The organism is Bdellovibrio bacteriovorus, assembly GCF_048286975.1.
Classification (GTDB): Bacteria; Bdellovibrionota; Bdellovibrionia; order Bdellovibrionales; family Bdellovibrionaceae; genus Bdellovibrio; species Bdellovibrio bacteriovorus_H.
In genome coordinates, this window is record NZ_JBLVRT010000001.1 from 114,646 (window position 1) to 138,688 (window position 24,043).

Consider the following 24,043-nt stretch of genomic DNA (forward strand, 5'->3'; position numbering starts at 1 on the left):
CAAAGCGGCCCTAGACCAAGGTAATATGAAAAAAAGCCGCAACCTTTTGGGCTGCGGCTTTAAGAATCCCAGGTTTGGAGTGTCTTCAGTAAAGTCTTGTAAGAAGCCAACCCCGGGATAAAAACTAAAATTAAGCGACGATGGTCGTACGGTTACGGCCACCTTGTTTGGACTGGTACAGCGCCTTGTCTGCACGGTCGTACACTTGAGTCCATTCGGTTTCATTTGGAAGCTTGGTGGCAACACCCACGGAGATGGTCACCGGGATCTTCTTGCCTTCAAATGTAAAGTCATGGGCTTCAATCGTCTGACGAATACGCTCGCCCACTTCGCCGGCTGTTTTGCTTGGTGAACCGGAAAGCAGCAGCACAAACTCTTCACCACCGTAACGGGCAAAGAAGTCGTTGGAGCGGATCAGCTTGGTGATCACGATACGGCACAGTTCTTTCAGAACATAGTCACCGCCCGGATGTCCGTAGCTGTCGTTGATCTTTTTAAAGTGATCAATATCAAAAGTGACAAGACTGAACGGCTCGTTCAGAACTTCGGCGCGTTTCATCGCCTCAGGGCCCTTGTCCAATAGTGCCCCTTTGGAATGAGCACCCGTCAAAGCATCCTTCTGCGCACGATCGTACATCGCCGCATTGGTCATGGCTTCAATGCTGCCTTTTTCAAGGAACTTGAAGATCACGTTGCCGGTTTTAATCTGGTCATTGTTTTTCAAAAGGCACGATGCCAGGGGCGGGATCACCTGACCATTCACGATGGTTTTATTGGTGGAACCCAAATCGATCACGGACACTTCACTGCCATTGACAGCGAACTTTGCGTGAGAGCGGCTCAAACTTTTATCATCAATGTAGACTTGGCTTTCCACAGAGCGGCCGATGACGATGTCACTGGCCGTGATAGGATATTGTTTACCGACGTAGCCCGGAGGGCCGATCAAAACAACAATTGCCGGCGGAACATCATCCGCCTCTTTAAGACGACCCTTGAAAGTGTCGCTGGCAACAATACTGGTTTTTTCTAAGTTGTCTGAGTTGTCATCGTTGTGAGCCATAGGGAAAAGTATAAAACTTCCCCCCGTCACCTGACAATCAAGCTTTCTTCAATTTCTCTTTCGCTAGTCTCTTGCCCAGCTCGACACCCGGCTGATTGAAGGCGTCGATTTCCAGGTAATCTCCAAGCCCCGCAACCACAAGTTGCCAGAACATGAACATGTAACCCAAAGAGTGCTCATCTAGGACTTTAGTCTTAAGAGTCATCGTGGAAACACCACTCTGATTCAAAGCCTCCTGCGTGGCCAAACCTTCTGCCCGCAGCAGTTCACCCATCGTGCGACCTTCAAGGTCCTGAGTTTCTTTGAACTGAGCTTTCTTGATGCGCAAAGAACCCGCCTCGGATTCTTCCACACGCTGGAACACAACGAACTTGTCTTTGGTTCCTTCCATCACCTGCTGCAAAATCGAATGCTGATCCGAAGCCCCGACGGCAGACATCGGCGTGCTCACACGCGGAGCCGGTTTCCCCGCACGAGTCTCAGGTTTCCCCAATGACTCGGCCCACAGCTGCTGATACCAAGCCCCGAAAGACTTCATACGAGAATTGTAAATCCAAAGCAGAGTGATCCATTCTTCCCGCTTATAACTCTGCGCCACTTGAGCCATCGTCTGAGTCACAACCGCCGTGTCATTCAAGGCACGCATCGCCCCCACACGGAACTTTTCAAGATCCAACCCCAGGAACGCCGCCGGCATCATCCCCACCGGAGAAAGCACCGAGAAGCGCCCCCCAACATCCAAAGGAATTTCACAAGTAGGAATAGAATGCTTGCGAGCCCAAGCCATCAAACTGCTGTCTTTGGTTTCAGAAATAACCACACTGTGCTTGGGAAGATTCAGTTTCTCTTCAGTGTAAATCTGATCCACAAGCTCCAAAGCACACAAAGATTCAATCGTAGTTCCGCTCTTGGAAATGAAGACCCAAGCAACCTCTTTCAGGTCCCCCAGCTCTTCAATCAAAGTTTCAAATTCCAGAGCATCCACATTGTCGACAAAGAACATATTGCGAGCACAAAAAACTTCCGCAATCACACGAGTCCCCAGCGAACTACCACCAAGACCCACGATAACAATCTTCTTAAATTTCTCCGCCAGCTCAGTCCCAACTTTATAAGACTGCTGCCACAAAGAAACCCGCTCCATCACCTGCGGAAAGCCAATCTCTTTACGTTGCAAAAACAACTTCAAAGACTCCTGACACTTCACCAAAACAGATTCATCAATCTTATGAAACGAATGCGAAATCTCCAACATAACGTGCATCTCTTTCTAAAAAGTTAGTCCCAACCCAGCGACGCTCCCAAAGGGAGCCAGCACTCCCCATCCCCGCGGCGCCCGAAGGGCCAGCCAGAAACCAACGGAAAATAAGCGGGTGATCAAAACGGTCCAGCCGCAAGGCGGAGGACAGCCCTCGCAGCGCAGGCGTGCTCCAAGCACGTCGAAGCGAGAAGGCTGTCCGACAACGCAGTCGGATGGGCCGTTTTCATCGCCCGCTCACGAGATGGCTACGTCTTCTTCGATTTTGTGGTAACCCTTCCACTCCTTCAACCTACCTCGCGGCCGGCCTCCGTCTTCAGGGTATTCGATAAGAACATAGGTTAGTTTCGTGATCTTTCCCAAGGACACAATATCCAAAGAAGTGATCTCAGTCCATGTTCCCGTATTGAAATATTCTTTATTCTCTGACCACTGGCGATACTGATAAACGTGCGTGTGACCAAAGATCACGGTGTGCACGCGGTCATCCCCCAGAATTTTACGCGCTGATTCACTTAAATCCGGGAAGATCGCGCTTTCGGCAATCACCTGGATAATTCGTTTCAAAGGCCAATGACGGCGCGGATCCTTGACCAGGATGCTTTTCAGGAAATACCCCATGGCCATAAAGAAGGCGCGAACCATTGTTCCGGTTTCGTTCAGGAAAGCCCAGCGGACCATTTTGCCGAAAGGGCGGATCTTGTCGACATGGGGGTAGTGTTGTTTGATTTTCAACACGACTTCCAGGAAGAAATGGGATCCAAACGGCAGATTCAGGATTGGTTCCACCAGATCCTTTTTCAGGAAGAACTTTTTGGGGTCCATACGATTGGCGGCCTCATGCATATGGCCGTGTTCGATGTGAACTCCATCAAAGAAATAAACGATGTTTTTAAAGCGAATCGGCGTGCCGATGACCTGATTCAGGTAGGCGCGACAGGCGGGCCACAGCATCCCTTGATCGTGATTACCGACGATGTAAGTGATGGTGTTACCGGGTTTCGCGGCGAATTCAGACAGCGCGGTGAAGACGGCTTTATGACCGTTCACGCAGTCTTTCAGAATCTCCAAAGTCACGGATTCAGTGATTACTGACAGGAAGTGGCCTTTGTAATCACACTGCAGGAAGTTCAGGAAGTCCCCGTTGATGATCAGTTCGACTTCATAGTCGCGATAGACACCGGTGGAATAGAAGTGGATGAACTCCACAAGCTTTTCCCCGTAATAGAATTCTTCAAGCGAATTGATTCCGCCTTTTTCCAACAGGCGGCCCTTCCCCAAATGGAGATCACTGACGATGATCTTGATCTTTTTTACGGGAGCAGGTTTCGCGACGGCGGTGCCCTCGCTACTTTCTACCTGGGAAGCGGACTCCATACTACTCAGCTTTCTTCAACGGAACGAGATTCTCTTCTTTCGCCTCCAGGTTCGTCAAAGCCAAACGCAGTGCGCGCTCGGTTCGTTTGACTTGATCCTGATTGGCCTCGATCGTCTTGTTAAGCTCAAGACATTTCTTACGGTAATTATCGAGTTCCTGAGAGAGCTGATCAATCTTTCTTTTTTGTTCTAAAATATACTCATCTTTGGACCGAACAAGGGCGGACTTTTCCGCACGGAGCAATTCCAGGCGGTTTTCCAATTCCCGTTCGCGGACGCGAATCTTTTTGAAGTCGGATTTAAGTCTAGTTTCAAGTTCTTCAACCTTGATGCGCGCCTTGGCAACCTCGTTCTCTTTGTACTGAAGGTTCCCTTTCAGGATCAGGATCTCGCTTTGCGCGGATTCCTGCATTTCGGTTTTCTCTTTTTCAATTTCAGAAATACGGACGGTCAGGTCATCAGTGCGGGAACGGATGATTTCACCGGCAGAAGCCAGCTCTTCATTTTCACCACGCAGATGTTCCACTTCGCGCTCAAGCTCCAGGATGCGCTGTTGCGCCAGCTTCAGGTTTTCGGCCTGAGCCAGGCTGGCATCCACGGACGTCATCACATTGGCGGCCCCACGGCTGCCACGGAAGTTTCCTACACTGACTTTAACGTCCACATCGGGCTGGGCTTTGCGCGAACCCACACGGGCATTGGCAAAACCTTCGACTGCAACGGTTTTATCCGCATCAGTGCCACCCACAGCAGAGCTGGTGGCGTTGAAGTCCTGTTGAATGGAAACAGTTTTGTCTTCACCGGCAGGTTGAGAGCTGAACACCGGACGAGTGGAATCATCATCCATCGCCGACACTGGCATCGCATCAAGATCATCTGCGGACTGATAACCTGCATCCGCAGAAGGACCGTCGTAACGCTCCTCTTCACCCACGGAAGGGCCCATCATGAAACGCTCGGAAGGTGGCAGGTCGCCGAAGCCCTCGGGCATTTCAAAATCGTCGGAATCGGATGACTCCACTTCAGGAATCTCCGGTGTGTTGTAAGAACCGTCGTAAGAGCTTTCATTGGACTCGGCGGAATAGTCAGCACCACCGACAAACTCTGAAGAGTCGATGTCTTTGGCAGCATCTTTCCCAAGTCCCTGTTCCAGACTGTCCCAGATGTTTCCGCCCACGGCCGTCGCATCCAGACGGTTTTCGTCTGTGGCAAGAGCAGGCAGCCCATTATATTCCTCGCCTGTATCGTTCGCACGATACGAAGACTCGGATTGAATCTCCTTGAGATCATCCATCAATGACTCAATCAGATTCTCTGCGGCTGAAGATTTCTTTTTCTTTTTGCTCATGTCTAAGGGAAATATCGGAATTTTCCGGACTTCCCTTTAAATATAAAACAAAGCCGGATCAATATCAGGATCTAGGTCCGGGGTGTCTCGAATTGAGATCCTCTTTCCCGGATTTACGGGACTTCTGCAGATGATCCAGCACAAAGAAGGCCGCGATAAACAGGCAAAGAGGGATGATGATCACCAATAGGTTGATAAACTTCTGTGGAAGTTCCATAGGGGCTCCTTTTAATGGCGACCCTACCATCCATAAACTTCCACTGATGCAGTGGAACCCACAGAAACTATTCAGTTAACCTGATAGTAAAGGAATACCAAAACCTTGTCCATAAAACCCGATTCTATGAGCTCCGATATTTGACCGGACCTTTACGACAATACAAAAAACACCCTTGCGTCCGACAATTTACTGTTGCGTCCAGCAATCCTAGGCTTGAGACATATTCATGTTTTTGCGAAAAATCCGTAACATTCTAAATAAACAAAGGATATTTACATGAGCGCGCAAGCGACCTCTCTTGAGTTCAGCGAAAGAATGGCCGGATTTTTTGTCGCCAAAAAATTTACTCTGCACCCCTCGACTCCACTGGCCCAAACTGACTTTCAACAGGAAGCCGAACGGTTCGACAAGCTGCCCTTCGAGTTCAATCTGCAAATTTGTGTTCCGGATCTGGCAAAGTTTCATGCCGACAACAGCACTCCGTCCAAAGTTTCCGGAACGGTGACCGACATCCGCTTTGGAGATGAACTTCCCATTTTGGAAGGCCACTTTCATTTATTCACCCGCCCTGCCGCCAGCCCCAATGTGGATACGGCCAAAGAAATGCACTACACGCTTTTCTTCCAGGACCGCGAAGAAAAAAAGTGGACCTTGTTCGGCTTTAAAGACGTCATTAAAGAAGACGCCCGGGAAATCTGGGAGCAGACCACGACCTTGTATTTCTATTTGTGGGAAGGCCATTCCACCTATGAAAACTTTGGTGAAAAGAAGGTTCAGGGCGTGGGGGTCCTGCGCATTTCCCTGAAAGACTTCATCAAGCAGATGGGAAGCTTCAAAACCAATGCTGACAGCACTTTGGAAAATAAAGAGGCCATCTTAAAATACTTCAAATCCTTCCTGGGAAATCTATGGGAGGTCTATGCACCATTTATTTTCACAACCACATCGGCGCGCTGGAATGAACATATTTATCCTCCGCACACCACTCAAGGCGTCACCTTGGGGGAAAAGACCCTGCACCCATTGGATACCCGAGATGGACTGAGTATTTCAATTCAACGATTTAACTGTGGGGCACAAAAAGATGTTGTGCTGCTGCTGCACGGACTGACAACATCGACCGACATGTTCATTATGCCTGAGCATGAAAATCTTGTGAATCACCTGCATGGCTCGGGCTACACCGACGTGTGGTCGCTGGACTGGCGCGGAAGTGGCAGATTTAACTACAACCTTTCCCCGCACGGTTACACTATTGATGATATCGCCAAATACGACATCCCCCGTGCCGTTGAATTCATCCGTGAACAGTGCGGAAACGACGTGCGCATCCATGTGATTGCCCATTGTGTTGGCTCATTGGCCTTTATGGCCTCATACGCTGCAGAGTACGTGACGAACATCACCAGCATCATTTCCAACAGTGTGTCGCTGACTCCGCAGGTGCGCTGGCAATCGATGCTGAAGATGATGGTGGGACCGGAAATCTTTGAAACCGTCTTTGGTTATGCCTATGTCAGTCCGCGCATCCCTTACATGCCTGGCCGGGCTTTCGGCAAATGGCTTTATTGGATGGAAAGATCCCTGCGCAGCGAGTGCCGCGAGCCCGCCTGTCATATGGTGAGCTTCATGTGGGGCTGGGGGTTTCCGGCGGTGTACAATCATCGCAACATTCATCCGGTGACTCATCGTCGTTTGATGGATCTGTTCGGGGGCACGAGCTTCCACTATCACAAACACATTCGCAAAATGCTGCTGGCTCGTCATTCGCTGTCATTTGATGGACAGATCAACTATCTGGAAAAAATGAAGATGCGGGAAATGCCACCAACGCTGCTGATTTCCGGGGGCGACAATCACATCTTCCCCGGCTCAAACAAAAAGACCTATGAAGAATTAAAGACCACAAAAAACGCCGAACGCATTCAGTACAAGGAATTTTCCCAGTACGGGCATCAGGACGTTTTTATGGGACAGTACTGTCACAACGAAGTTTTCCCGCAACTGGTGGAATTCCTGAAACAGCACTCTTTGCAACAAACTCCGGCCGTCGAAAAGCCGAAACTGCGCATTGCCTGAGGCTCTATGAAATTGGATTATGACTATATTGTGATCGGCTCTGGTTTTGGTGGCTCGGTCATGACCTGCCGCCTGGTTGAAAAAGGCTACAAGGTCTGTTTAATGGAACGAGGCCGCCAGTGGAAAATAGGCCAGTTCCCGCGGCGCCCTCATGATGTTCAACAGCGCATGTTCTGGGACCCTGAAGACCAAAAATACGGTCTGATGGAGTTGCGGGACACCCCGGAAAGTGACGTGCTGTCACTGACCGCCAGCGGACTTGGCGGCGGCAGCCTGATTTATGCCAACGTCCTTTACCGGATGCCTGAAAGATTCTTTCAAGGGTGGCCTCAGATTTACAATCGCAAAAGTCTGGACCCATTTTACGATCGCGTGCTGCACATGATGGAGGCGAAGCCCTACCCTTATGAAACGCAGAATTATTACAAGGCGACACCCAAGACGGCACTTTTGAAAAGACTGGCAGAAGAAATGCCGCCTCCGCCGGATTCAGTCGGAAAGCCCAGTTTCAATTTGCCGCCCCTGGGTGTGCGGTTTGAGGGAAGCTTTCCCGGACATCAAACCCACAACATGCATGGGGCTTTGCAGTCCAAGTGCAACAAGTGTGGCGACTGCGACATCGGCTGTAACATCAATGCCAAGAACTCTTTGGATCTGAACTATATTTTCCGGGCCCGGAACCTGAAAACGGCCGAGCATCCCGCCGATATTCGCACCCACGCGGATGTCGTGCGTATCGAGCACTGTGGTGATTACTATAAAGTGACGTACGTCATTCCGGAATTTCCACAGCAGGAAACCACCTTCACTGCGAAAAATGTGGTTCTGTCTGCCGGCTCCATTGGCTCAACATCCCTGCTTTTGAAAATGAAGAAGCAGGGGCACCTGCCGAATTTGAATATCTGGCTGGGAAAGAAATGGAGTGGCAACGGCGATCTGCTGGGTTTGATTTTTGGATCCCGCGAAAATATTGATGCCACCAACGGCCCGGTCATAACGGGTGCCATCGAATACAATTTCAAAGACTATGAGGATCGTTATCACCATGGAATGTATCTGCAGGAGGCCGGATTCCCGGTAGGCTTTGCCTGGTATCTTTCTGGGAAAATACCTCAACTGCCTGGCATTCGTGGACTGGGGACCTTGTTCGCTCACAGTATCAAGAAGTACATCTTCAAAATTCTGAATATCGAAAGCCGTGATCAGGTCAACGTCGGAGATGAGTTCGCGCAGGCCATTGATCGCGCGGATTTCACCAAACGCTGCTTTGTGCTTTTGGGTATGGGAAGAGACAAACCCGACGGGGAAATCCGCCTGCGTTCCGATAACCAGGCCATCATCAAATGGAAGATGGACGGCAGTAAACTGCACTTTGATCGTCTGCGCACGCAAATGAAGAAGATCGCCGAGCGTATTGGCGGTGTTTTTGTCGACAATCCGCTGACTCACTTGAACAAGGTCGTGGCCGTTCATCCCCTGGGCGGCTGTCCGATGGGCGAGACTGCAGACAGCGGCTTCGTCAATCCGCTGGGTGAAGTGTATGGATACAAAGGTTTGTACGTGGTGGATGGCAGCATCCTGCCCACTTCGACCGGCCCAAACCCGTCCCTGACCATTGCGGCGGTTGCAGAGTACATCGCTGAACAGATTCCAAACAAGGTAACCACAAAAAGCAAAGAGACCCAGGAAGCCTAGGTCTCTTTGTAATTACTATGTATTTTATAAGGACTTAGTTCCAATCAAGATAGTGGTCGAATCCACCAGAAGCATCCCAGTTTTCGTCTGAAATAGTTAATGTAATACCAAACAGACGCTCCCCCCAATAACTTGTGCATTCGATTTCATAGTCATAATACTTATCTGCGACTCGCTCCCGCGGATCATTTGTCAGTGGTATCGCGCGATTCACGGCACTCAGATCATTAATAACCATATAGTTCACAAGATTATTTCCGTAGTATCTGGCTTGATTTGAGGCATCCAACACAAAACTTCTGACCGACTGTACATTCGTAAGGAAATATTTCCCCGAATTTTTTGGGAAATCATCAATCATCACTGGCGCCGCCCCTCCAAAACACTCTTTCACTGTAGTGCCTGGTGCACAACTCAGAACCGTCGCCCCACTATCTGATCCATAAGGAACATAACCACCGGTGGTCACCGGAGTTGGATTGCCACTTCCATCTGGTGGACCTGTATTTGTAGTCTGTGGCGAAGAGTCTGATCGTTTATAGTAGTACGGGCGGAAAGTCAGAATCGGACAATAATCCGGATTCAATGAGCCAACCTTGAATTCAACTTTGCTGCGATACAATTGAGCCTCGGGAATAGATACATCACAGGTAATATCAGAACTTGGAGAATTCGGGGTCACGGCACAAGTCTTCCAGTTTTGAAACTCGTCTCCATCTCCAGCCGATTCCCACCGAGTGCCGACTTTTAGAAATACAAAGGTTCCCGCTGTCACACCGGGCTCTGTCACTTCCGGGGTCGTAGGGGTTGTAGGAGTTTCAGTGCTTGGAGTATCGGTCGGAACCAAAGCCTTTGGTTCTTCAGAGCAAGAGATCGCTGACATCGCCAAAAACAAGAACGCAGTTAATAAATATAATGCTGTTTTCATAATCTACGCATCGGAATCGCAGATCTTCCCAAAAGAGGACTAAACAACAATTGTTTGCTTCTTGTCTAAAAACCGGACTTTCAGCAACAAACATTTTTCAATTTATCTTCAATTCACAAGACATCTTAACAAAGAAAAAAGGCCTCCAGAGTGGAGGCCTTTGACAGGAATTTAAACAGTGATGACTTTTTTGTATTCAGTCAGGCGTTTTTCAAGATCGCCCAAGGTCACTTTCGCCAGAGCTTTCACAGAGAAATCCTGGATTGTGTGGGAGGCCATCATGGATCCCATGATGCAGGCTTGCTTCAGGTTCGCAATCGTCGGAACTTCCTTCTGCGCAGCCAGGTAACCGAAGAAACCACCCGCAAACGTGTCACCCGCACCCGTTGGATCAACAACTGTCGGGATTGGCATCGCCGGCAGGATGAAGTAACCTTCGTCCTTCGTGTACATCGCAAAGCCGTACTCGCCGCGTTTGATAACCACCGCCTTAGGGCCCATAGCTGTGATGAGCGGAGCTGCGGAGATCGCATTGGCAGCGCCCGTCAGCATCTTTGCTTCACCTTCATTGATCAAAACCAGATCCACCTTTTTCAGAACATCAATCAGCTTGTCCTTTTTGATGGAGATCCAGAAGTTCATGGTGTCCATGCCAACAAACTTAGGGGATTTCACCTGCTCCAGTACCTGCAATTGCAGTTCAGGGGCGATATTTGCCAGGAACACGAAAGAAGAATCTTTGAAATGCTCTGGCAATTGCGGATTGAAATCCGCAAACACGTTCAGATCGGTTTTCAAAGTTTTAGCTTCGTTCAGGTCACCTTCATAGGAACCCGCCCAGTGGAAGGTCTTACCTGGAACTTTGGAAAGACCCGCCAGATCCACACCACGGTTGTTCAGAAGATCATAGTCCTTCTGGTCATAGTCCTCACCGACCACACCGACAACACGCACTTTGGAGAACAAAGACGCTGCCAAAGAGAAGTAATTCGCGGAACCACCCAAAGCGCGGTCCACTTTACCGGACGGAGTTTCAATGGAATCGTACGCCAGACTGCCGACAACAAGAATTTCAGACATAATGTTACCTCTATTGTTGATTGTTATCTTGAGCTTCTTGAGCCGCCAAGAGTTCACGTTTGTATTTTGGCAAACCCGCCAGACGAGAGTTGGATATATCCATCGTCTGAGGACGCTCTTTCACCGTGGTCAACTGACCGCAAGCCGCGAAGATATCACGACCCATGGAGCGACGAAGAAGAACGTGCGCGCCCAGATTCATCAGCTCCGTATGGAACGCCTGGATTGTGTCGTCATCAGGACGCTCGTAACCAGAACCCGGGTGTTCGTTGAACGGGATGATATTGATTTTGCAGGGAACGTCTTTCACCAGTTTCACCAACTGACGAGCGTGCTCCAACTGATCGGTGATCCCTTTCAGCAACACGTACTCGAAAGTGATCTTGTCCTTGGAAACACGGTAGTGCTCTTTACAAGCTTCCAGCAACGCTTTGGTGTCCCAGCGTTTATTGATCGGCATCACCTGAGTGCGGATTTCATCGTTAGGACCGTTCAGGCTGACGGCCAGACGCACTTTCGCATCAGCCACACGCCACATTTCCGGCACGATACCGGAAGTGGAGACCGTGATCTTTTTGCGGGACAGGTTGATACCCCACGGAGAATGAATCACGTCGATGGTTTTGAAGACTGCTTCCGGATTGTCCAGCGGCTCGCCCATGCCCATGAATACGATATTGGTGATGCGCTGGCCTTCCGCCAAGCGATCGTGAACCTGCATGAACTGACCCACGATGTCTTCTGTGCGCAAACGGCGTTTCAGTTTTTGTTTGCCAGTGAAGCAGAATTTGCAGGCCATGTTACAGCCCACTTCAGAGGAAATACACAAAGTCAGGCGGTCTTCGGAAGGAATCACCACCGCTTCAACAGACATACCGTCTTTCATGTCGAACAGGAACTTCTGGGTGCCGTCGACAGATTTCAAATGCTGAAGAACCGGAGGCAGGTCGAAAGAAAGCATGGAGGGAAGATCCTGACGGAACTCCTTGGAAAGATTGGTCATCTGTTCCGGGTCCGTCACACGCTGCTCATAAACCCATTTGAAAATCTGCTGGGCACGGAACTGCTCTTTGCCTTTACTTTTGATATAGGCTTTCAGATCTTCCAGTGTCAGGGAGTAAAAATTGACAGGTTGATTTTCAAGGGGTTTGGCGACGTTGTCGTCAGAATAGTTAACGGGCGCAAGAGTGCTGCCGGCGTTTGCTTCCATCTTCGGGCTCCTTGGCTTTTTACAGCCTTGCTTGTTACAGCTGGGACCTTACCTTCACTAAGGCTGATCCCGTTGGTTAAAGGATTATGTGTGCGGCGTTTGTAGCACAAGCCCCCCTCTTTTCCTAGGGATTTCATATAATTGGGGACCGGTTCGGGGGTCTTCAGAGGCTTTTTCAGGAATTCTTACACCATCTGCCCAAGCCCTGACCAACACTGCAAAGAATCCACTCCCCTTTAGCCCCCCTTGTTTTTCTTAAGCCGGCCTCTATATTGGCGAACATGATTTGGCCCTTTATATTCCTATCCTATGCCAGCCTGTTTGTTTTCGGCCTGACCGACAACATTCGCGGGCCTCTATTTCCTGAAATCCTAAAGCAGTTCGGGGTCAGTGACGGCATGGGCTCGCTGATGTTTGCGTTTTCCAATATCTCAGGCCTTATCTCAAGTTACGCCTGCCGCTATCTTTTGCGTCGCTATGACCGTTTGACCGTTTTGAAGGCTGGCACTCTGGGGTTGATCATTTCCCTGCTGGGGCTTGCGGCATCCCCGGTCTTCCCGATGTTTTTGATCTTCAGCTTCGGTTTTGGCTTCAGCATGGGGATTTTAGGCCTTGTTCCCAACGTCCTGGTTCCGATGGGTTCCAGTCCAGAGCGCAAGCAACAGATGCTGGCGGGTCTTCACACCATGTACGGACTTGCCAGTTTGATGGCCCCGTTGATGGCCGCCGCCATTGAGTATCTGACCGGAAGCTGGAGATGGACCTTTGCCGCCGCCACAATTGGTCCGATAGCACTTTACCTTTACATGTTTCATTCAAGTCACAAGTCCCTGCATACCCGCTCTTCGGTGACGGACGACCAGCACCGCGCGAACAAAAAGAAAAACCTGAAGCCCCAGTTGTTCCTGGCCATCATGCTAAGCTTCGCAGTTGCTGCGGAGATCATGGTGTCCTCGCGCCTGGCTCTGTATATGCAAAGAACGTGGAACTATTCCATGGAGGCTTCCAGCATCTATGTGACTTACTTCTTTGTCTGCATGGTGCTGGGACGTTTTGCTTTTGCTGTGATTCGCTTCCGTCAAACGGCGCGTTTTCTGCTGTCGGCCTCTGCCGTGATCTGTTTGCTGGTGCTGCTGGCAGGCATCTATATTCATCCTCTGTTCCTTGCGGGAACGGGCCTCGCCATCGCGCCTTTTTACCCCTTGGCGATTTCGTGGATTTCATCCGAGTTTCCGGAAGATCTCGACACAGCTGTAACTTACATGATGACCACGGATTCTCTGATGCTGATCCTGATGCACGTGGGAATTGGCAAACTGACTGATTTCTTCGGCATTCAAAATGCGATCCTGGCTGGCTCGGTCTTTCTGGTCGGATCATTTGTAATGGTGAACAGCTATGCGTGGCTGTTTAAGAGGTCCAAATGCGCTTAACACTGTTGGCACTTTTCCTGTTTGGTTTCAATCTGGCCTTCGCAGCACTTGAACTTCCCCACGAAAGCCAGTTGTCTGCACTGATGCTGAACCAGAATGATGATGAACTCTATCTGCGAGGAGTGATTCCTCATTCCCGCCCCAGTTCATTATGTGGTCCCGCAAGTGCGATCAACTGGTTGCAGCTTGAAAAAAAGTCACTTTCAAAGTCCCAGCAGATTGACCTTTTGGCCCAGGCCGCAAGTGTCAGTCTAACCCAGGGCACCGATGTGAATCAGGGGCTGATCGAACCGCAACTGGTGCAATACTTGAAGAATCTGGATCAACTGACGGGACGAAACAACCACTACGGTGGAAAAGGCCGTCACTTTGGTGGCACTGACCTGACGGTTTCTGATCTGCTGTCTTCCGAACCACAGATTCTGCTGCTGCGCTATGACTCCCGTCCTCGACCGGTGCAACCGCCGATGGGACGCGGCCGCAGCCCGCGCATTGGCGGTGATCGAGAGGGTGGTCGTGATATGGGAATTCCTATTCTGGATGAAAACGAGATCCGCGGTTTTCACTTCGTCCTGAAGGTCGCTGCAGACTCGGCAACACAGGAAATATTATTTATCGATCCCGAAAATCCGGGCCATTATTCCCGCGCCCGTCTTGAAATTCGCACCAATCCCCGCAACCAAAAGCCGGAAGTGCGTTTGCTGCCGCACTCAGCAAGGGACCTGGTCAGCTTCTCTGGAGGCGGACTGCTGATCTGGACGGCGCTTTCAGCAATCGAAAAGAATCCCTGAACGAACGTTCGGGGCTTAACCCAAAGCCTCAGTTTACCGTCGACAAGGTCTCGTTTTTGCTGCTTCAGTCATGATTGTTTCTGCAAACCCGCATACTCTTTAAAGAGCAACTGTTATTGCGGGAGTTCTATGAGTTTGCCGAAAATTATTACCAGATCCGCCTCCTCATCTTCAGCACCCAAAGTGGATGTGTCCCCGTCTTCGACTGATCTTGCAGCGGAACGGGAAAACGGACGCAAACTGATTCTGGGGTTACTGACTGAACTGGTCACAGACAGTTCAAGCCTGTCCATTGATATCGAGGTTGGAGAAAGAACCACCGTATATCACGTCGGCTGCAAAAAAGAATGCATTGGACAAATACTGGGATCCAAAGGCAAAAACATCGGCGCGATCCGAACCCTTATCTCTTCCATTTCAGCTCGGAAAGGATTTCGCGCAATAGTTGAAGTTCCTTATTTTAGTGACTAAGATAGGTAGTGCAATTCCGAAAAATTTTCGCCTTCATTTTTGTTTCCGTTTTTCACCTGCAGACACAGGCCTCTTCACCGTTAAAAACCGTGATTGGGGAAAATATGTCGGCGCCATGGTATTTTGCAGATTCGGCGGCATCTCCAAAGGGAATTACCGCTGACTATATGCGCGCACTGGCTTCAGAACTGGGACGGCAAATTGACATTCTTGTCCTGCCGAAATTCCGCATTCGCGAGTATTCCCAAAAAAACAGAATTGATCTGAATTGCTATACTTCCCGTGAATGGGCCCAGGTTAGCGAGGCGGACGTGTTTTGGTCGGAACCTCTTTTTATTTCAAAAAACCTGATTGTTTCAAATACCGCGGCGGTAAAGTCTCTGGATCAACTGAAAAAACAACGAGTCGGAACGGTGTTAAAGTATCGCTACCCGGCGCTTCAAGACAGCTTTAATGCGGGAACACTTATTCGGGACGACTCCCCGAACGAAGATGCCAACCTGCAAAAGCTGGATGCTTCACGCTTTAGCTATGCTGTCGTGGAGGAAGTACATCTGGCGTACTATCTGAAAAGACATAAAAAATCCAAAATTCGCAGCCGAGGGCTGATCATCGAGGAAATCCCGGTGCGCTGCTGGTTGCGTCGAGGTTCGTCTTTAAAAATTTTGGACTTGAACCGAGCCATTGCTCAGCTGAAGACCAATGGCACGATTGACAGTATCTTCAGAGAATACCGATAGCCGACTAGGGGCGCGGCACCCACTTTACGATATCTTCACCTACAAAAAGAATCTTTTTTCCTGACAGGCAAATATCCCTCACAAAACCAATTTCAGAAAATCTATTGCCACTGGTAGAAAGCTTTCCTGTATACCCAGGACTACTGGGACCAACTCCAGCCACAGTGGATACAATGGCTTCCGGAGTCACTTTACGAATCACGTTAGCTCCCCCTTGAGCGACATAAAGATTACCAGACGCATCCGAAGTTATACCCATAGGTTCAGAGAAGCGGGCACTACTACCACTTCCGTCATTTTCCCCACTATCACCAGCAATTCCTGCAAAAGTGGTTACGACTCCCCCGGAAGTAATTTTTCTAATCACCTGATTGTCCCTATCAGCAACGAAGATATGACCCGCTTTCGTTACAGTGACTCCCCCAATACGAGTAAAGGCAGCGCTACTTCCCGTTCCATCGGTATAGCCCTGTCCGGCCTGCCCGGCAAAAGTTGTTACTACACCTGCCAAAGTAACTTTTCGAATAGCATAAGCATCACCAACATAGAGGCTTCCAGCACCATCGCTGGCAATACCGGATACTCCAGAAAATCGAGCCGCTGTCCCAGTTCCGTCCACTTGATCGGAGATATCGTAAGCTCCTGCTAAAGTCGTCACGACGCCGGCGGGCGTGACCTTTCTTATACGATATTGATCCAAAACATAGATATTTCCATCTTCGGCAACCGTCATATGAGTCGGGTAAAAGAAACGCGCTGCCGCTCCAGTGCCGTCAGCAGATCCTTCCTGACCTGGAGATCCTGCAATCGTGGTTACGACCCCAGAAACAGAAATCCTGCGGATGGTTTTATTCATGGAATCCGAGACATAGACATTCCCAGCAGGGTCCGCAGAGATACCTGCCGGGTCAAAAAACCTTGCTGCCGTTGCTGTTCCGTCCGCCGTACCATCTCCATCCCAGAAATGCGTCCCAGCCACAAGGGTCGCAACACGGGCCGGACTAATTTTTCTGACACTCATACTCGAGGAATCTACAACATACAAATTTCCTGAAGTATCAATAGACAGACCTGTCGGAGCTGAAAACTGTGCAGCCGTCCCTGTTCCATCCACACTGCCATAAGAATTGTAGTCACCAGCGAAATTACTTACCACTCCCGCAGAGGTAATTTTTCGAATCGCCGTACTATCACTATCCGCCACATACAAATTGTCAAAGCTGTCGATAACAAGTCCGACAGGCCATTTAAATCGAGCTGCCCCACCTGTTCCGTCCACAGCATCACTCATATAAGCCTGTCCTGCAAACGTCGTCACGACACCCGCGGGTGTGATTTTACGAATTGTATAGCAACTCGAACTCGCAACAAAAATATTCCCCGCGGAGTCAGAAGCGATTCCGGTAGGATAGCTGAACTGTGCTGCCACTCCGGTTCCATCATCACAACCACCCGAAGATCCTGCAAACGTAGTCACGACTCCTGCAGGAGTCATTTTACGGATCCGATTGTTATCTCGGTCAGTGATATAAAAGTTACCGTCAACTGATAACGTAATATCGGTGGGAGCTCTGAATCTGGCAGCGGCTCCAGTACCGTTAGTAGTCCCTGGACTTCCCGGAGATCCCGCCATGGTTGTTACCACACCATCTGGAGTAATTTTACGAATGGTATGATTGTTTCCTTCCGCTACAAATAGATTTCCGGCTCCATCGATGGTGAGGCCGGTCGGGTAATTGAAACGGGCGACTTCACCAACACCGTTCACATGTCCGGAGCTGCCGAATCTGCCCGCGAAGGTGGACACCACTCCGTTGGAAATTTTGCGAATGACGTGAGCATTGCTGTCCGCAACAAAAATGTCGCCGGCAGCATTAACCGCCACATCACGAGGCTCCATAAATCTTGCGATACTTACAGGGCCATTGATCATGCCTTCTGCAGGAGAATGTCCTGCCAGAATCTGCAAACCGACGTCTCTTTTCTTCCAAAACGAAATGCCAAATGCGTAGGAGCTGATGGACGACAAAAGTAAATAGGCCGCCGCAGTGAATGCCGCCGTTCTTTTAAACATTATTCCCCCCCTCCCAGTGCCAACTAGTTGAATCCTTCGACCCAAGAGACATAGACAACTGTTCCGACCTTCACAAAGGAATAGACAACATGCCCAACACTGGGTGTGGTGTTACTAGGTTGATAACGGAAGGTCGATCCGGAGTTCGTGAAAACACAAGCGCCCGTATGAGTATTATTCTGTACAACGAGCGTATACGAAGCACCTTCTACCATATTCACCAAGTCCCACGACGCTCCAGAACATCCTGTGGACGTATACTGAAAGTTCCCCAATGATAGATCAAAACTGGTGGGACTTAAGTCGTTCACCAACGAAGAAGCGATAGTCCCGTTCACCTTCAACTTTGCGTCCGGATCACTAGCCACGCCAATGCCGACATTACCCGAAGAATAGGCCGTCAGAACTTTGGTGTTATTGGTAAATAAAGCCACTTGCCTTACTCCATTGGATCCAAGAACAACAGTATTGGAAACACCGCTGGCACTGCTGTTCCCCCAACCCACGAAACCTTCCGGCCCGCCACTGCTATTAAAGAATTCGACTGAGCTTACTCCGCTGCCGCTATTGTTCTGAACACTGATTGACCCCTGCCCCGAAGAGTTGTTCGTTACGGTCAAATTGCGATCCGCAACTGTGGTGCCGATAGCCACCTTGCCCGCATTATAGTAGATGTCGGAACCCGAGACTCCCCACTGGCTGGTGGGAATGTTCGTGTTACAAATGATCGAACTGGTCCCATCCGAAGTACACATCTTGTTCGCCGTGATCCCCGAGACACCAATCAGCGGCACATTTCCAGAAACTGCCCCCGTGTCTCTTGTACCGGCAGATCCGATGCCCAAACTTGTCCGGGCCGATCCCGCACTGGTGGCGCCGGTACCGCCGTTGGCAATGGACAAAGTCCCCGTCACATCTGACGACAAAGCCACCAGTGCGTTCACCCAGGCTGAACCATTATACCGAATATGGTGCCCCGCCAACGGGGACGTGACCGTGGCCGACAACTTGCCGTTGAAGTTGTCATAGTCCGTTTTACTGATCAGACCGGCGGTCACTGAAGCTGCCGACGCCATCGGAATATTCAAAGTATGCGTGCTGGTCGCTGAACTGAATGCCGGAGAATTGCCGCTGGTGCCAATCGCAAAGGTCTGCGTCGCCGCTGTCAATCCACCCAAGGAGGTGATACCGCCAGCCGCCGGCGTTGTCCAAGACAGTGTCCCTGAGCCATTCGTCGTCAGGACTTGGTTGTTTGTGCCATCAGCTCCTGGGAGCGTGTAAGTGATATTATTCCCGGAAGCTGGCGCTCTGAAACCCGAATAGCCTGATGTTGTTCCGGAGGTTCTGATTTCGCCTTTCACATCCAGAGCCGAGCCCGGAGCCACCGTGCCAATACCGACGTTCCCGGCGTAATCAATTCTCATACGTTCCAAGGCCGTGGAGCTTCCCACGGGGCCGGTGTAGAAAATCATATTTGTTGGCGTGTTGGTGGCGGTGAAGTTTTGATGAGCCGTGACGTTGATACCCGCCGCCGGTCGGAAGCCAGTAGCATAGCCCGAATACCAAAGTCTTCCGATGATCGTTCCTGCCGTTGTTGCTGTCGGGGAAGCTTTGGTGCCACCCGCATTTTGAATCCACAGCCCCACGGGACCCGCGCCGCCATAGTCTGTGATCTGCATCTTGGTGGAATATCCGGAAAAGTTATCCGGGCTTTCAACACTCAGGCTTACGTTGTCATCGGAAGTCCCCGAAACGGTCATCCCAGTAGCACCGAGCCTCATTCTTTCAACACCCGCCGTAGCTAAACCAAGCGTGTCGGCCGCCGCACCGAACATACCGGTGTTGGTGTCACCAACCAGAGCGTAACCCGGAGCCGCGGCGGTTCCCGCAACCGCTTTCAAGGTGCCGGTCATATTCACTGTACCGTCAGCTTTGAAATCGCCCGCACCAGCACTGGGCGTGTACCAGCTTAAATTCCCCGAAGCATCTGACTGCAGGGACTGCCCCGCTGTCGGCACCGCCGCTGGCCAGGTCAGATTGTAACTGGCGGCCAAAGCCGTCGGTGCTTTTAAATATACTTTCTCTGGCCCCGAAGAGTCTTTGAAGTAAATTCCTTTGGTGGCATCAAAAGTTAAATCACCAGTCATTGTGTCTCCGGCGTCGTTCACCGGAGTGTAGCCCAAAGCCGTAGTCACATTTCCTGAAGTGATATTCGCCCCAGGCGCCTGGCAGGCAAAGCCAGTTGCTGTCCAAGTCGGAACATGGCTCGTGGTCGCACAGGCGAAGTTGTAGAACTTGCCAGTGCTGTCTTTCATGGCAAACGAAGTCGTTGCGGTGTTCACTCCCGTGAAATCCAGATCCGCGCCGACAATCGTGCCATTGGCAATCTTGGCCGACGTCACCGCATTTGCCGCAATTGTCGCTGCTACTGACCCGGGACCTGTGGCCGTGACGTCACCGGTCAGGGCGGTCACATAATTTCCCGCTGCCTGTTTGGCGGCGAAGGAATCGTATTCTGCTTTGGATATCAAACCCGCCGTCACTGACGCCGTTGCCGCCATTGGAATATTCAATGTGTGTGTGCTGGTCGCTGAACTAAATGCCGGCGCATTTCCACTGGTGCCGATCGCAAAAGTCTGTGTCCCTGCTGTCAATCCGCCCAGGGACGTGATTCCGCCAGCTGCGGGGCTGGTCCACGACAGCGTGCCGGAACCATTGGTGGTCAAAACCTGGTTATTGGTGCCGTCAGCGCCGGGAAGAGTATAAGTGATATTATTTCCGGATGCGGGAGCTCTAAAGCCCGTATAGCCGGAAGTTGTTCCTGATGTTCTGATCTCACCTTTCACGTCCAAGGCAGAACCCGGAGTTAAGGTGCCGATACCGACATTTCCAGAAGGCAAAAGCACCATCCGGTCTACATTGGGCGACCAGCCATTACTTAAGGTGATATTTCCGGCGTTAGCATGAAGTCTTAAACCACCAGAATTGACTGTATCAGAATACAGCATCAATGAATCGGCCCACGCCGGATGATTGCTATACCCATCAGACAAAGCTGTCAGTCCTCCTGTGGCCCCATCACCCTCAATGAAAAGACCGCTTTCAGTGTCCCCACCCGAAACTGTATCTTTAACAACAAGAAACGAACTGGGCCCCTGCACCGTCATCCCGGAGCCATCAAGCCTCATCCTCTCAACACCGGCAGTGGAAAATCCTAGAGCATCCGCCGCCGCACCGAACATGCCCGTGTTGGTGTCTCCAACAAAAGTGTAGCCTGGAGCTGCCGCCGAGCCGACCACGGCCTTTAACGGCCCCGTCATGTTCACCGTGCCATCTGCTTTAAAGTCCCCCGAAGCCGCCGCCTGACAGACAAAGCCCGCCACGGTCCACGTTGGAACGTGGCCAGTCGTCGCGCACGCGAAATTAAAGAACTTGCCGGTGCCGTCTTTCATTGCAAACGAAGTCGTCGCCGTGTTGACTCCGGTAAAGTCCATATCCGCACCAACTATAGTGCCATTGGCGATCTTCGCCGAAGTCACCGCGTCTGCGGCGATTGTTGCCGCCGCAGAACCAGGTCCCGCCGCCGTCACATCCCCGGTCAACGCGGTCACGTAATTTCCTGCGGCCTGCTTTGCTGCAAAGGCATCGTAGTCTGTTTTGCTTAAAAGACCCGCGGTCACACTCGCGGCAGAAGCCATCGGGATATTCAAGGTGTGCGTGTCTGAAGCCGAACTCCACGCGGGTGAATTTCCAGACGTGCCGATAGCCAAAGACTGGGAATTCCCGGACTGGCCACCAAAGGAAGTAATACCGGAACCGGCAATGCCCAGCGCTTGGGCCGCTGACCCATTCCAGATTTTCACTTGATTGGCGTCACTGTTAAACCAGGCATATCCTTTGTGGGTCACATTCAAGGTCCCCACCAAAGTGGCTTCCTGCGCATTGGAGTAAGTTCCCAAACCCAGGACGCCAGTCATGGTACCACCACTGCGCTGCAAAGCACCTGTGATGCGGGCATCATCCCCCGCAGCCACGCTTCCAGCGCCCGTGCCGACGTTCACACCCAAAGCTCCGGAGGAATAAGTCAACGGCCCATTCACCGTCACCGCAGAATAAGATCCCGCCCCATTGCGCTGAACAATTCCCGTGCTGACCATAGAAAGCAAATCGGTGGCGAAAATGTCGCCCCATTTAACTCCGGCAGCTTCAGCGCTGTCGGCGATCAACGCCTTGCCGTTGGAACCCACCGCCATACGCAGGTTGGCCGTTCCATCATGAACAAGCACATCCCCTTTGGTGGTTAGCGGAGACAGCGCATCGAAGGCCGCTGTCGCTGTGGTTTGTCCCGTACCACCTTTAGCAATCGGTACCGTGTTCAGAGTGATGGCGTTATAAGTCCCGGTGACATCACCGCCAAAGTTGGTCGATGTTCCCAGCTTCGCCGCGAAAGCCGCATAGTCGGCGTTGCTCAGTAAACCCGCCGTCACCGAACCCGTCGCGGCCATAGGGATGTTCAAAGTGTGAGTGTCAGAACCCGAAGACCAGGCAGGAGCCGTGCCCACGGTGCCGGTCGCAAACGCTTGCGTACCACCCGTCTGACCACCAATGCTGGTGATCCCGGAACCTGCAACACCCAAAGCCTGCACAGTCGTTCCATTCCAGAATTTCACCTGATGGGCTTCACTGTTGTACCAGGTGTAACCTTTGTGAGCAGCTGAAAGTCCGCCTGTCAAAGTGGCTTCTTGCGCATTCGTGTATGTTCCCAAACCCAAGGCGCGCTGCGGGCTCATCAAAATATAACCTGTTGCAGTCACGTCGTTAGAACCCATGTTCAATGCGCCGGCCATGGTGTCGCCGTTTTTACTGACGGCATCAGTGATCCCGTACCCTGCCAAGTTCGTGGGTTTCCCCGTGGTGATCTTGGCCCAATCCAAAGCCGGGACATCCGCCGCCACCAAGGCGCCGTTAATCCAGGCTCCGCTCTCAAAGCGCAGGAAATGACCGTCAGCCAAAGCCGTGGTATTCACCGCCGTGCCTTTGATCTTATCAACGGTGTTTGCGCCCACGGACCCACTGACGTCACCCGCCAATGTGGGTGCTGACGGCAATCCCGCCCACGTCCCATCACCACGCAGATAAGTCGTGCCGTCTGCAGTCCCTGTGGGATTGATCACCGCCAAAGACCCCAGGCCCAGATTTGTACGAGCACCCGCGGCGGTGCTGGCTCCGGTTCCACCGTTAACCACAGCAACAACTCCGGTCACATTGCCGGCGGTGGTTGCCGTGGGGGCCACGTATGTCCCCGCCAGAATATCGGCCATCATGGTGCTGCCAAACCAGGACTCTGCCGCTGCTTGAGTCAACCCGCCTGGCGTATTCACGTTAATAAAGTCGGCACTGGCTTTGCCATTCAGAGCTTCCGCACTTCCTGCAGTTTCAGAATGCACAGCCAACGGAGCCGACCGCATATTAAAGTCGGCAGTGATACCCAGGCTGCTGACCACGACGCGCAGTTTGCGACTGTCAGTCGCCAGCGGCGTGTAATCGGTAAATCCATTTGAACACGTCAGACTGGTTTTAGGCTTGTCGTTAAAGACGTCTTTAAAGCTTAAGGTCGGCTGAGCGGTTTTACTCCCGCGCCCGACGACAAGATAAAGATAACCCTTTTCAATTTGCACACCCGAGTGCATTTCTTCCCACAGAATGCAGGAATTGCCATCGCTGCGAACACCCAGGATCTGCACCACCACATTGGAGGTCACAGTGGGAAACGCGGGACTGGAGGGATTGGAGTTGTCCTTGATCACCCCCTGAAAGGTGATCCCTTTGTTGCCATTGGTTTGTGCAAAAGCCACGGACGAAAACAACAACAGATTCAAAATCAGAATTTTGGATCTATTCATAAGCGATAACTCCTTCTACAACGTAGTTCCCGCTATTCCGTCTTTCCGTTGTTTCTGCAATTTGACCTTGAACTTGATAATGACCTGATACGGCCAATTCTGTATTTTGATAGTCTTTGTCGTGACGGACGGCTGCGGGTGTCGGCAGCACCTGCTGATTCAAATCACTAATGTTGGCCTCCAGCGAACATCCACTGGCAAAAAACATCAGAACTGACATTGTTAAAGTCACAACCCAAAACATCCCTGACTCCGTCGTAAAACGTACTGCATTCAAATCTATAGAAAGGTTCGGGTTTTTCTCAGTGTTGCTCTATTTCGTCGCCACATTATGTTGTAGAAATGCATTTAAAACGGAGCTGAGAACGAACTG

The 24,043-nt window shown here is 51.0% G+C and carries 17 protein-coding genes; 6 read left to right on the forward strand and 11 right to left on the reverse strand.

The window, feature by feature from the left end; translation table 11 throughout:
• Nucleotides 1-130: 130 nt before the first annotated feature.
• The 5 genes from ACNQKP_RS00615 to ACNQKP_RS00635 form a co-directional block, all read right to left on the reverse strand.
• On the reverse strand, nucleotides 131-1,063 hold the full coding sequence (locus tag ACNQKP_RS00615; RefSeq protein ID WP_041583460.1) for a diguanylate cyclase: 933 nt from the start codon (nucleotides 1,061-1,063) through the stop codon (nucleotides 131-133).
• A 37-nt stretch (nucleotides 1,064-1,100) separates the two neighbouring features.
• A complete protein-coding gene (locus ACNQKP_RS00620; protein WP_088566180.1) occupies nucleotides 1,101-2,318 on the reverse strand; it encodes a glucose-6-phosphate isomerase in 1,218 nt (405 codons plus the stop codon).
• A 240-nt stretch (nucleotides 2,319-2,558) separates the two neighbouring features.
• Nucleotides 2,559-3,698, reverse strand: coding sequence for a hypothetical protein (locus ACNQKP_RS00625; protein ID WP_417862136.1), 1,140 nt, complete (start codon nucleotides 3,696-3,698; stop codon nucleotides 2,559-2,561).
• Nucleotide 3,699: 1 nt separating this feature from the next.
• Complete coding sequence (locus ACNQKP_RS00630) at nucleotides 3,700-5,046, reverse strand: hypothetical protein (RefSeq protein ID WP_417862137.1); 1,347 nt, start codon at nucleotides 5,044-5,046, stop codon at nucleotides 3,700-3,702.
• A gap of 64 nt (nucleotides 5,047-5,110) precedes the next feature.
• Nucleotides 5,111-5,263: a hypothetical protein gene (locus ACNQKP_RS00635; protein WP_417862138.1), complete on the reverse strand. Its 153-nt coding sequence runs from the start codon at nucleotides 5,261-5,263 to the stop codon at nucleotides 5,111-5,113.
• 279 nt (nucleotides 5,264-5,542) lie between these two features.
• Between ACNQKP_RS00635 and ACNQKP_RS00640 the strand changes: the two genes are divergently transcribed.
• Both ACNQKP_RS00640 and ACNQKP_RS00645 read left to right on the forward strand, forming a co-directional pair.
• Nucleotides 5,543-7,345: an alpha/beta fold hydrolase gene (locus ACNQKP_RS00640; RefSeq protein WP_417862140.1), complete on the forward strand. Its 1,803-nt coding sequence runs from the start codon at nucleotides 5,543-5,545 to the stop codon at nucleotides 7,343-7,345.
• A gap of 6 nt (nucleotides 7,346-7,351) precedes the next feature.
• Complete coding sequence (locus tag ACNQKP_RS00645; protein ID WP_417862142.1) at nucleotides 7,352-9,040, forward strand: GMC oxidoreductase; 1,689 nt, start codon at nucleotides 7,352-7,354, stop codon at nucleotides 9,038-9,040.
• Between the two features lie 34 nt (nucleotides 9,041-9,074).
• On the opposite strand, the gene ACNQKP_RS00650 is transcribed toward ACNQKP_RS00645, so the two are convergent.
• From ACNQKP_RS00650 to rlmN, 3 genes are all read right to left on the reverse strand, one after another.
• Nucleotides 9,075-9,968, reverse strand: a complete 894-nt coding sequence (locus ACNQKP_RS00650; RefSeq protein WP_417862144.1) for a hypothetical protein — start codon at nucleotides 9,966-9,968, stop codon at nucleotides 9,075-9,077.
• Between the two features lie 171 nt (nucleotides 9,969-10,139).
• Nucleotides 10,140-11,048, reverse strand: a complete 909-nt coding sequence (locus ACNQKP_RS00655) for a PfkB family carbohydrate kinase (RefSeq protein WP_011163293.1) — start codon at nucleotides 11,046-11,048, stop codon at nucleotides 10,140-10,142.
• 10 nt (nucleotides 11,049-11,058) lie between these two features.
• Nucleotides 11,059-12,258 carry a 23S rRNA (adenine(2503)-C(2))-methyltransferase RlmN gene (rlmN, locus tag ACNQKP_RS00660; RefSeq protein ID WP_417862146.1) on the reverse strand — a complete coding sequence of 400 codons (1,200 nt, stop codon included), beginning with the start codon at nucleotides 12,256-12,258 and terminating at the stop codon, nucleotides 11,059-11,061.
• Between the two features lie 281 nt (nucleotides 12,259-12,539).
• On the opposite strand from rlmN, the gene ACNQKP_RS00665 reads away from it, so the two are divergent.
• From ACNQKP_RS00665 to ACNQKP_RS00680, 4 genes are all read left to right on the forward strand, one after another.
• Complete coding sequence (locus tag ACNQKP_RS00665; RefSeq protein WP_417862148.1) at nucleotides 12,540-13,691, forward strand: MFS transporter; 1,152 nt, start codon at nucleotides 12,540-12,542, stop codon at nucleotides 13,689-13,691.
• Nucleotides 13,682-14,482 carry a hypothetical protein gene (locus ACNQKP_RS00670; RefSeq protein ID WP_417862150.1) on the forward strand — a complete coding sequence of 267 codons (801 nt, stop codon included), beginning with the start codon at nucleotides 13,682-13,684 and terminating at the stop codon, nucleotides 14,480-14,482. Before ACNQKP_RS00665 ends, ACNQKP_RS00670 begins: the two co-directional genes overlap by 10 nt.
• 129 nt (nucleotides 14,483-14,611) lie before the next feature.
• The gene (locus ACNQKP_RS00675) at nucleotides 14,612-14,953 is read left to right on the forward strand and encodes a KH domain-containing protein (protein WP_417862152.1); all 342 of its coding nucleotides are present in this window, start codon (nucleotides 14,612-14,614) and stop codon (nucleotides 14,951-14,953) included.
• Between the two features lie 104 nt (nucleotides 14,954-15,057).
• Nucleotides 15,058-15,693, forward strand: a complete 636-nt coding sequence (locus tag ACNQKP_RS00680) for a substrate-binding periplasmic protein (RefSeq protein WP_417862154.1) — start codon at nucleotides 15,058-15,060, stop codon at nucleotides 15,691-15,693.
• A 4-nt stretch (nucleotides 15,694-15,697) separates the two neighbouring features.
• On the opposite strand, the gene ACNQKP_RS00685 is transcribed toward ACNQKP_RS00680, so the two are convergent.
• Genes ACNQKP_RS00685 through ACNQKP_RS00695 form a run of 3 tightly spaced genes read right to left on the reverse strand, consistent with a single transcriptional unit; the run spans nucleotide 15,698 to nucleotide 23,890 of the window.
• Nucleotides 15,698-17,767, reverse strand: coding sequence for a hypothetical protein (locus ACNQKP_RS00685; protein ID WP_417862155.1), 2,070 nt, complete (start codon nucleotides 17,765-17,767; stop codon nucleotides 15,698-15,700).
• 23 nt (nucleotides 17,768-17,790) lie between these two features.
• The gene (locus ACNQKP_RS00690; RefSeq protein WP_417862157.1) at nucleotides 17,791-23,670 is read right to left on the reverse strand and encodes a beta strand repeat-containing protein; all 5,880 of its coding nucleotides are present in this window, start codon (nucleotides 23,668-23,670) and stop codon (nucleotides 17,791-17,793) included.
• A complete protein-coding gene (locus tag ACNQKP_RS00695) occupies nucleotides 23,663-23,890 on the reverse strand; it encodes a hypothetical protein (protein ID WP_417862159.1) in 228 nt (75 codons plus the stop codon). Before ACNQKP_RS00695 ends, ACNQKP_RS00690 begins: the two co-directional genes overlap by 8 nt.
• Nucleotides 23,891-24,043 lie beyond the last annotated feature (153 nt).

Coding starts and splice junctions, on each gene's coding strand:
- ACNQKP_RS00625 (WP_417862136.1), bottom strand. CDS start 3,698: ATGGAGTCCGCTTCCCAGGTAGAAAGTAGCGAGGGCACCGCCGTCGCG.
- ACNQKP_RS00645 (WP_417862142.1), top strand. CDS start 7,352: ATGAAATTGGATTATGACTATATTGTGATCGGCTCTGGTTTTGGTGGC.
- ACNQKP_RS00615 (WP_041583460.1), bottom strand. CDS start 1,063: ATGGCTCACAACGATGACAACTCAGACAACTTAGAAAAAACCAGTATT.
- ACNQKP_RS00675 (WP_417862152.1), top strand. CDS start 14,612: ATGAGTTTGCCGAAAATTATTACCAGATCCGCCTCCTCATCTTCAGCA.
- ACNQKP_RS00690 (WP_417862157.1), bottom strand. CDS start 23,670: ATGAATAGATCCAAAATTCTGATTTTGAATCTGTTGTTGTTTTCGTCC.
- ACNQKP_RS00665 (WP_417862148.1), top strand. CDS start 12,540: ATGATTTGGCCCTTTATATTCCTATCCTATGCCAGCCTGTTTGTTTTC.
- ACNQKP_RS00680 (WP_417862154.1), top strand. CDS start 15,058: ATGTCGGCGCCATGGTATTTTGCAGATTCGGCGGCATCTCCAAAGGGA.
- ACNQKP_RS00655 (WP_011163293.1), bottom strand. CDS start 11,048: ATGTCTGAAATTCTTGTTGTCGGCAGTCTGGCGTACGATTCCATTGAA.
- ACNQKP_RS00650 (WP_417862144.1), bottom strand. CDS start 9,968: ATGAAAACAGCATTATATTTATTAACTGCGTTCTTGTTTTTGGCGATG.
- ACNQKP_RS00670 (WP_417862150.1), top strand. CDS start 13,682: ATGCGCTTAACACTGTTGGCACTTTTCCTGTTTGGTTTCAATCTGGCC.
- ACNQKP_RS00635 (WP_417862138.1), bottom strand. CDS start 5,263: ATGGAACTTCCACAGAAGTTTATCAACCTATTGGTGATCATCATCCCT.
- ACNQKP_RS00685 (WP_417862155.1), bottom strand. CDS start 17,767: ATGTTTAAAAGAACGGCGGCATTCACTGCGGCGGCCTATTTACTTTTG.
- ACNQKP_RS00640 (WP_417862140.1), top strand. CDS start 5,543: ATGAGCGCGCAAGCGACCTCTCTTGAGTTCAGCGAAAGAATGGCCGGA.
- ACNQKP_RS00620 (WP_088566180.1), bottom strand. CDS start 2,318: ATGTTGGAGATTTCGCATTCGTTTCATAAGATTGATGAATCTGTTTTG.
- rlmN (WP_417862146.1), bottom strand. CDS start 12,258: ATGGAAGCAAACGCCGGCAGCACTCTTGCGCCCGTTAACTATTCTGAC.
- ACNQKP_RS00630 (WP_417862137.1), bottom strand. CDS start 5,046: ATGAGCAAAAAGAAAAAGAAATCTTCAGCCGCAGAGAATCTGATTGAG.
- ACNQKP_RS00695 (WP_417862159.1), bottom strand. CDS start 23,890: ATGTCAGTTCTGATGTTTTTTGCCAGTGGATGTTCGCTGGAGGCCAAC.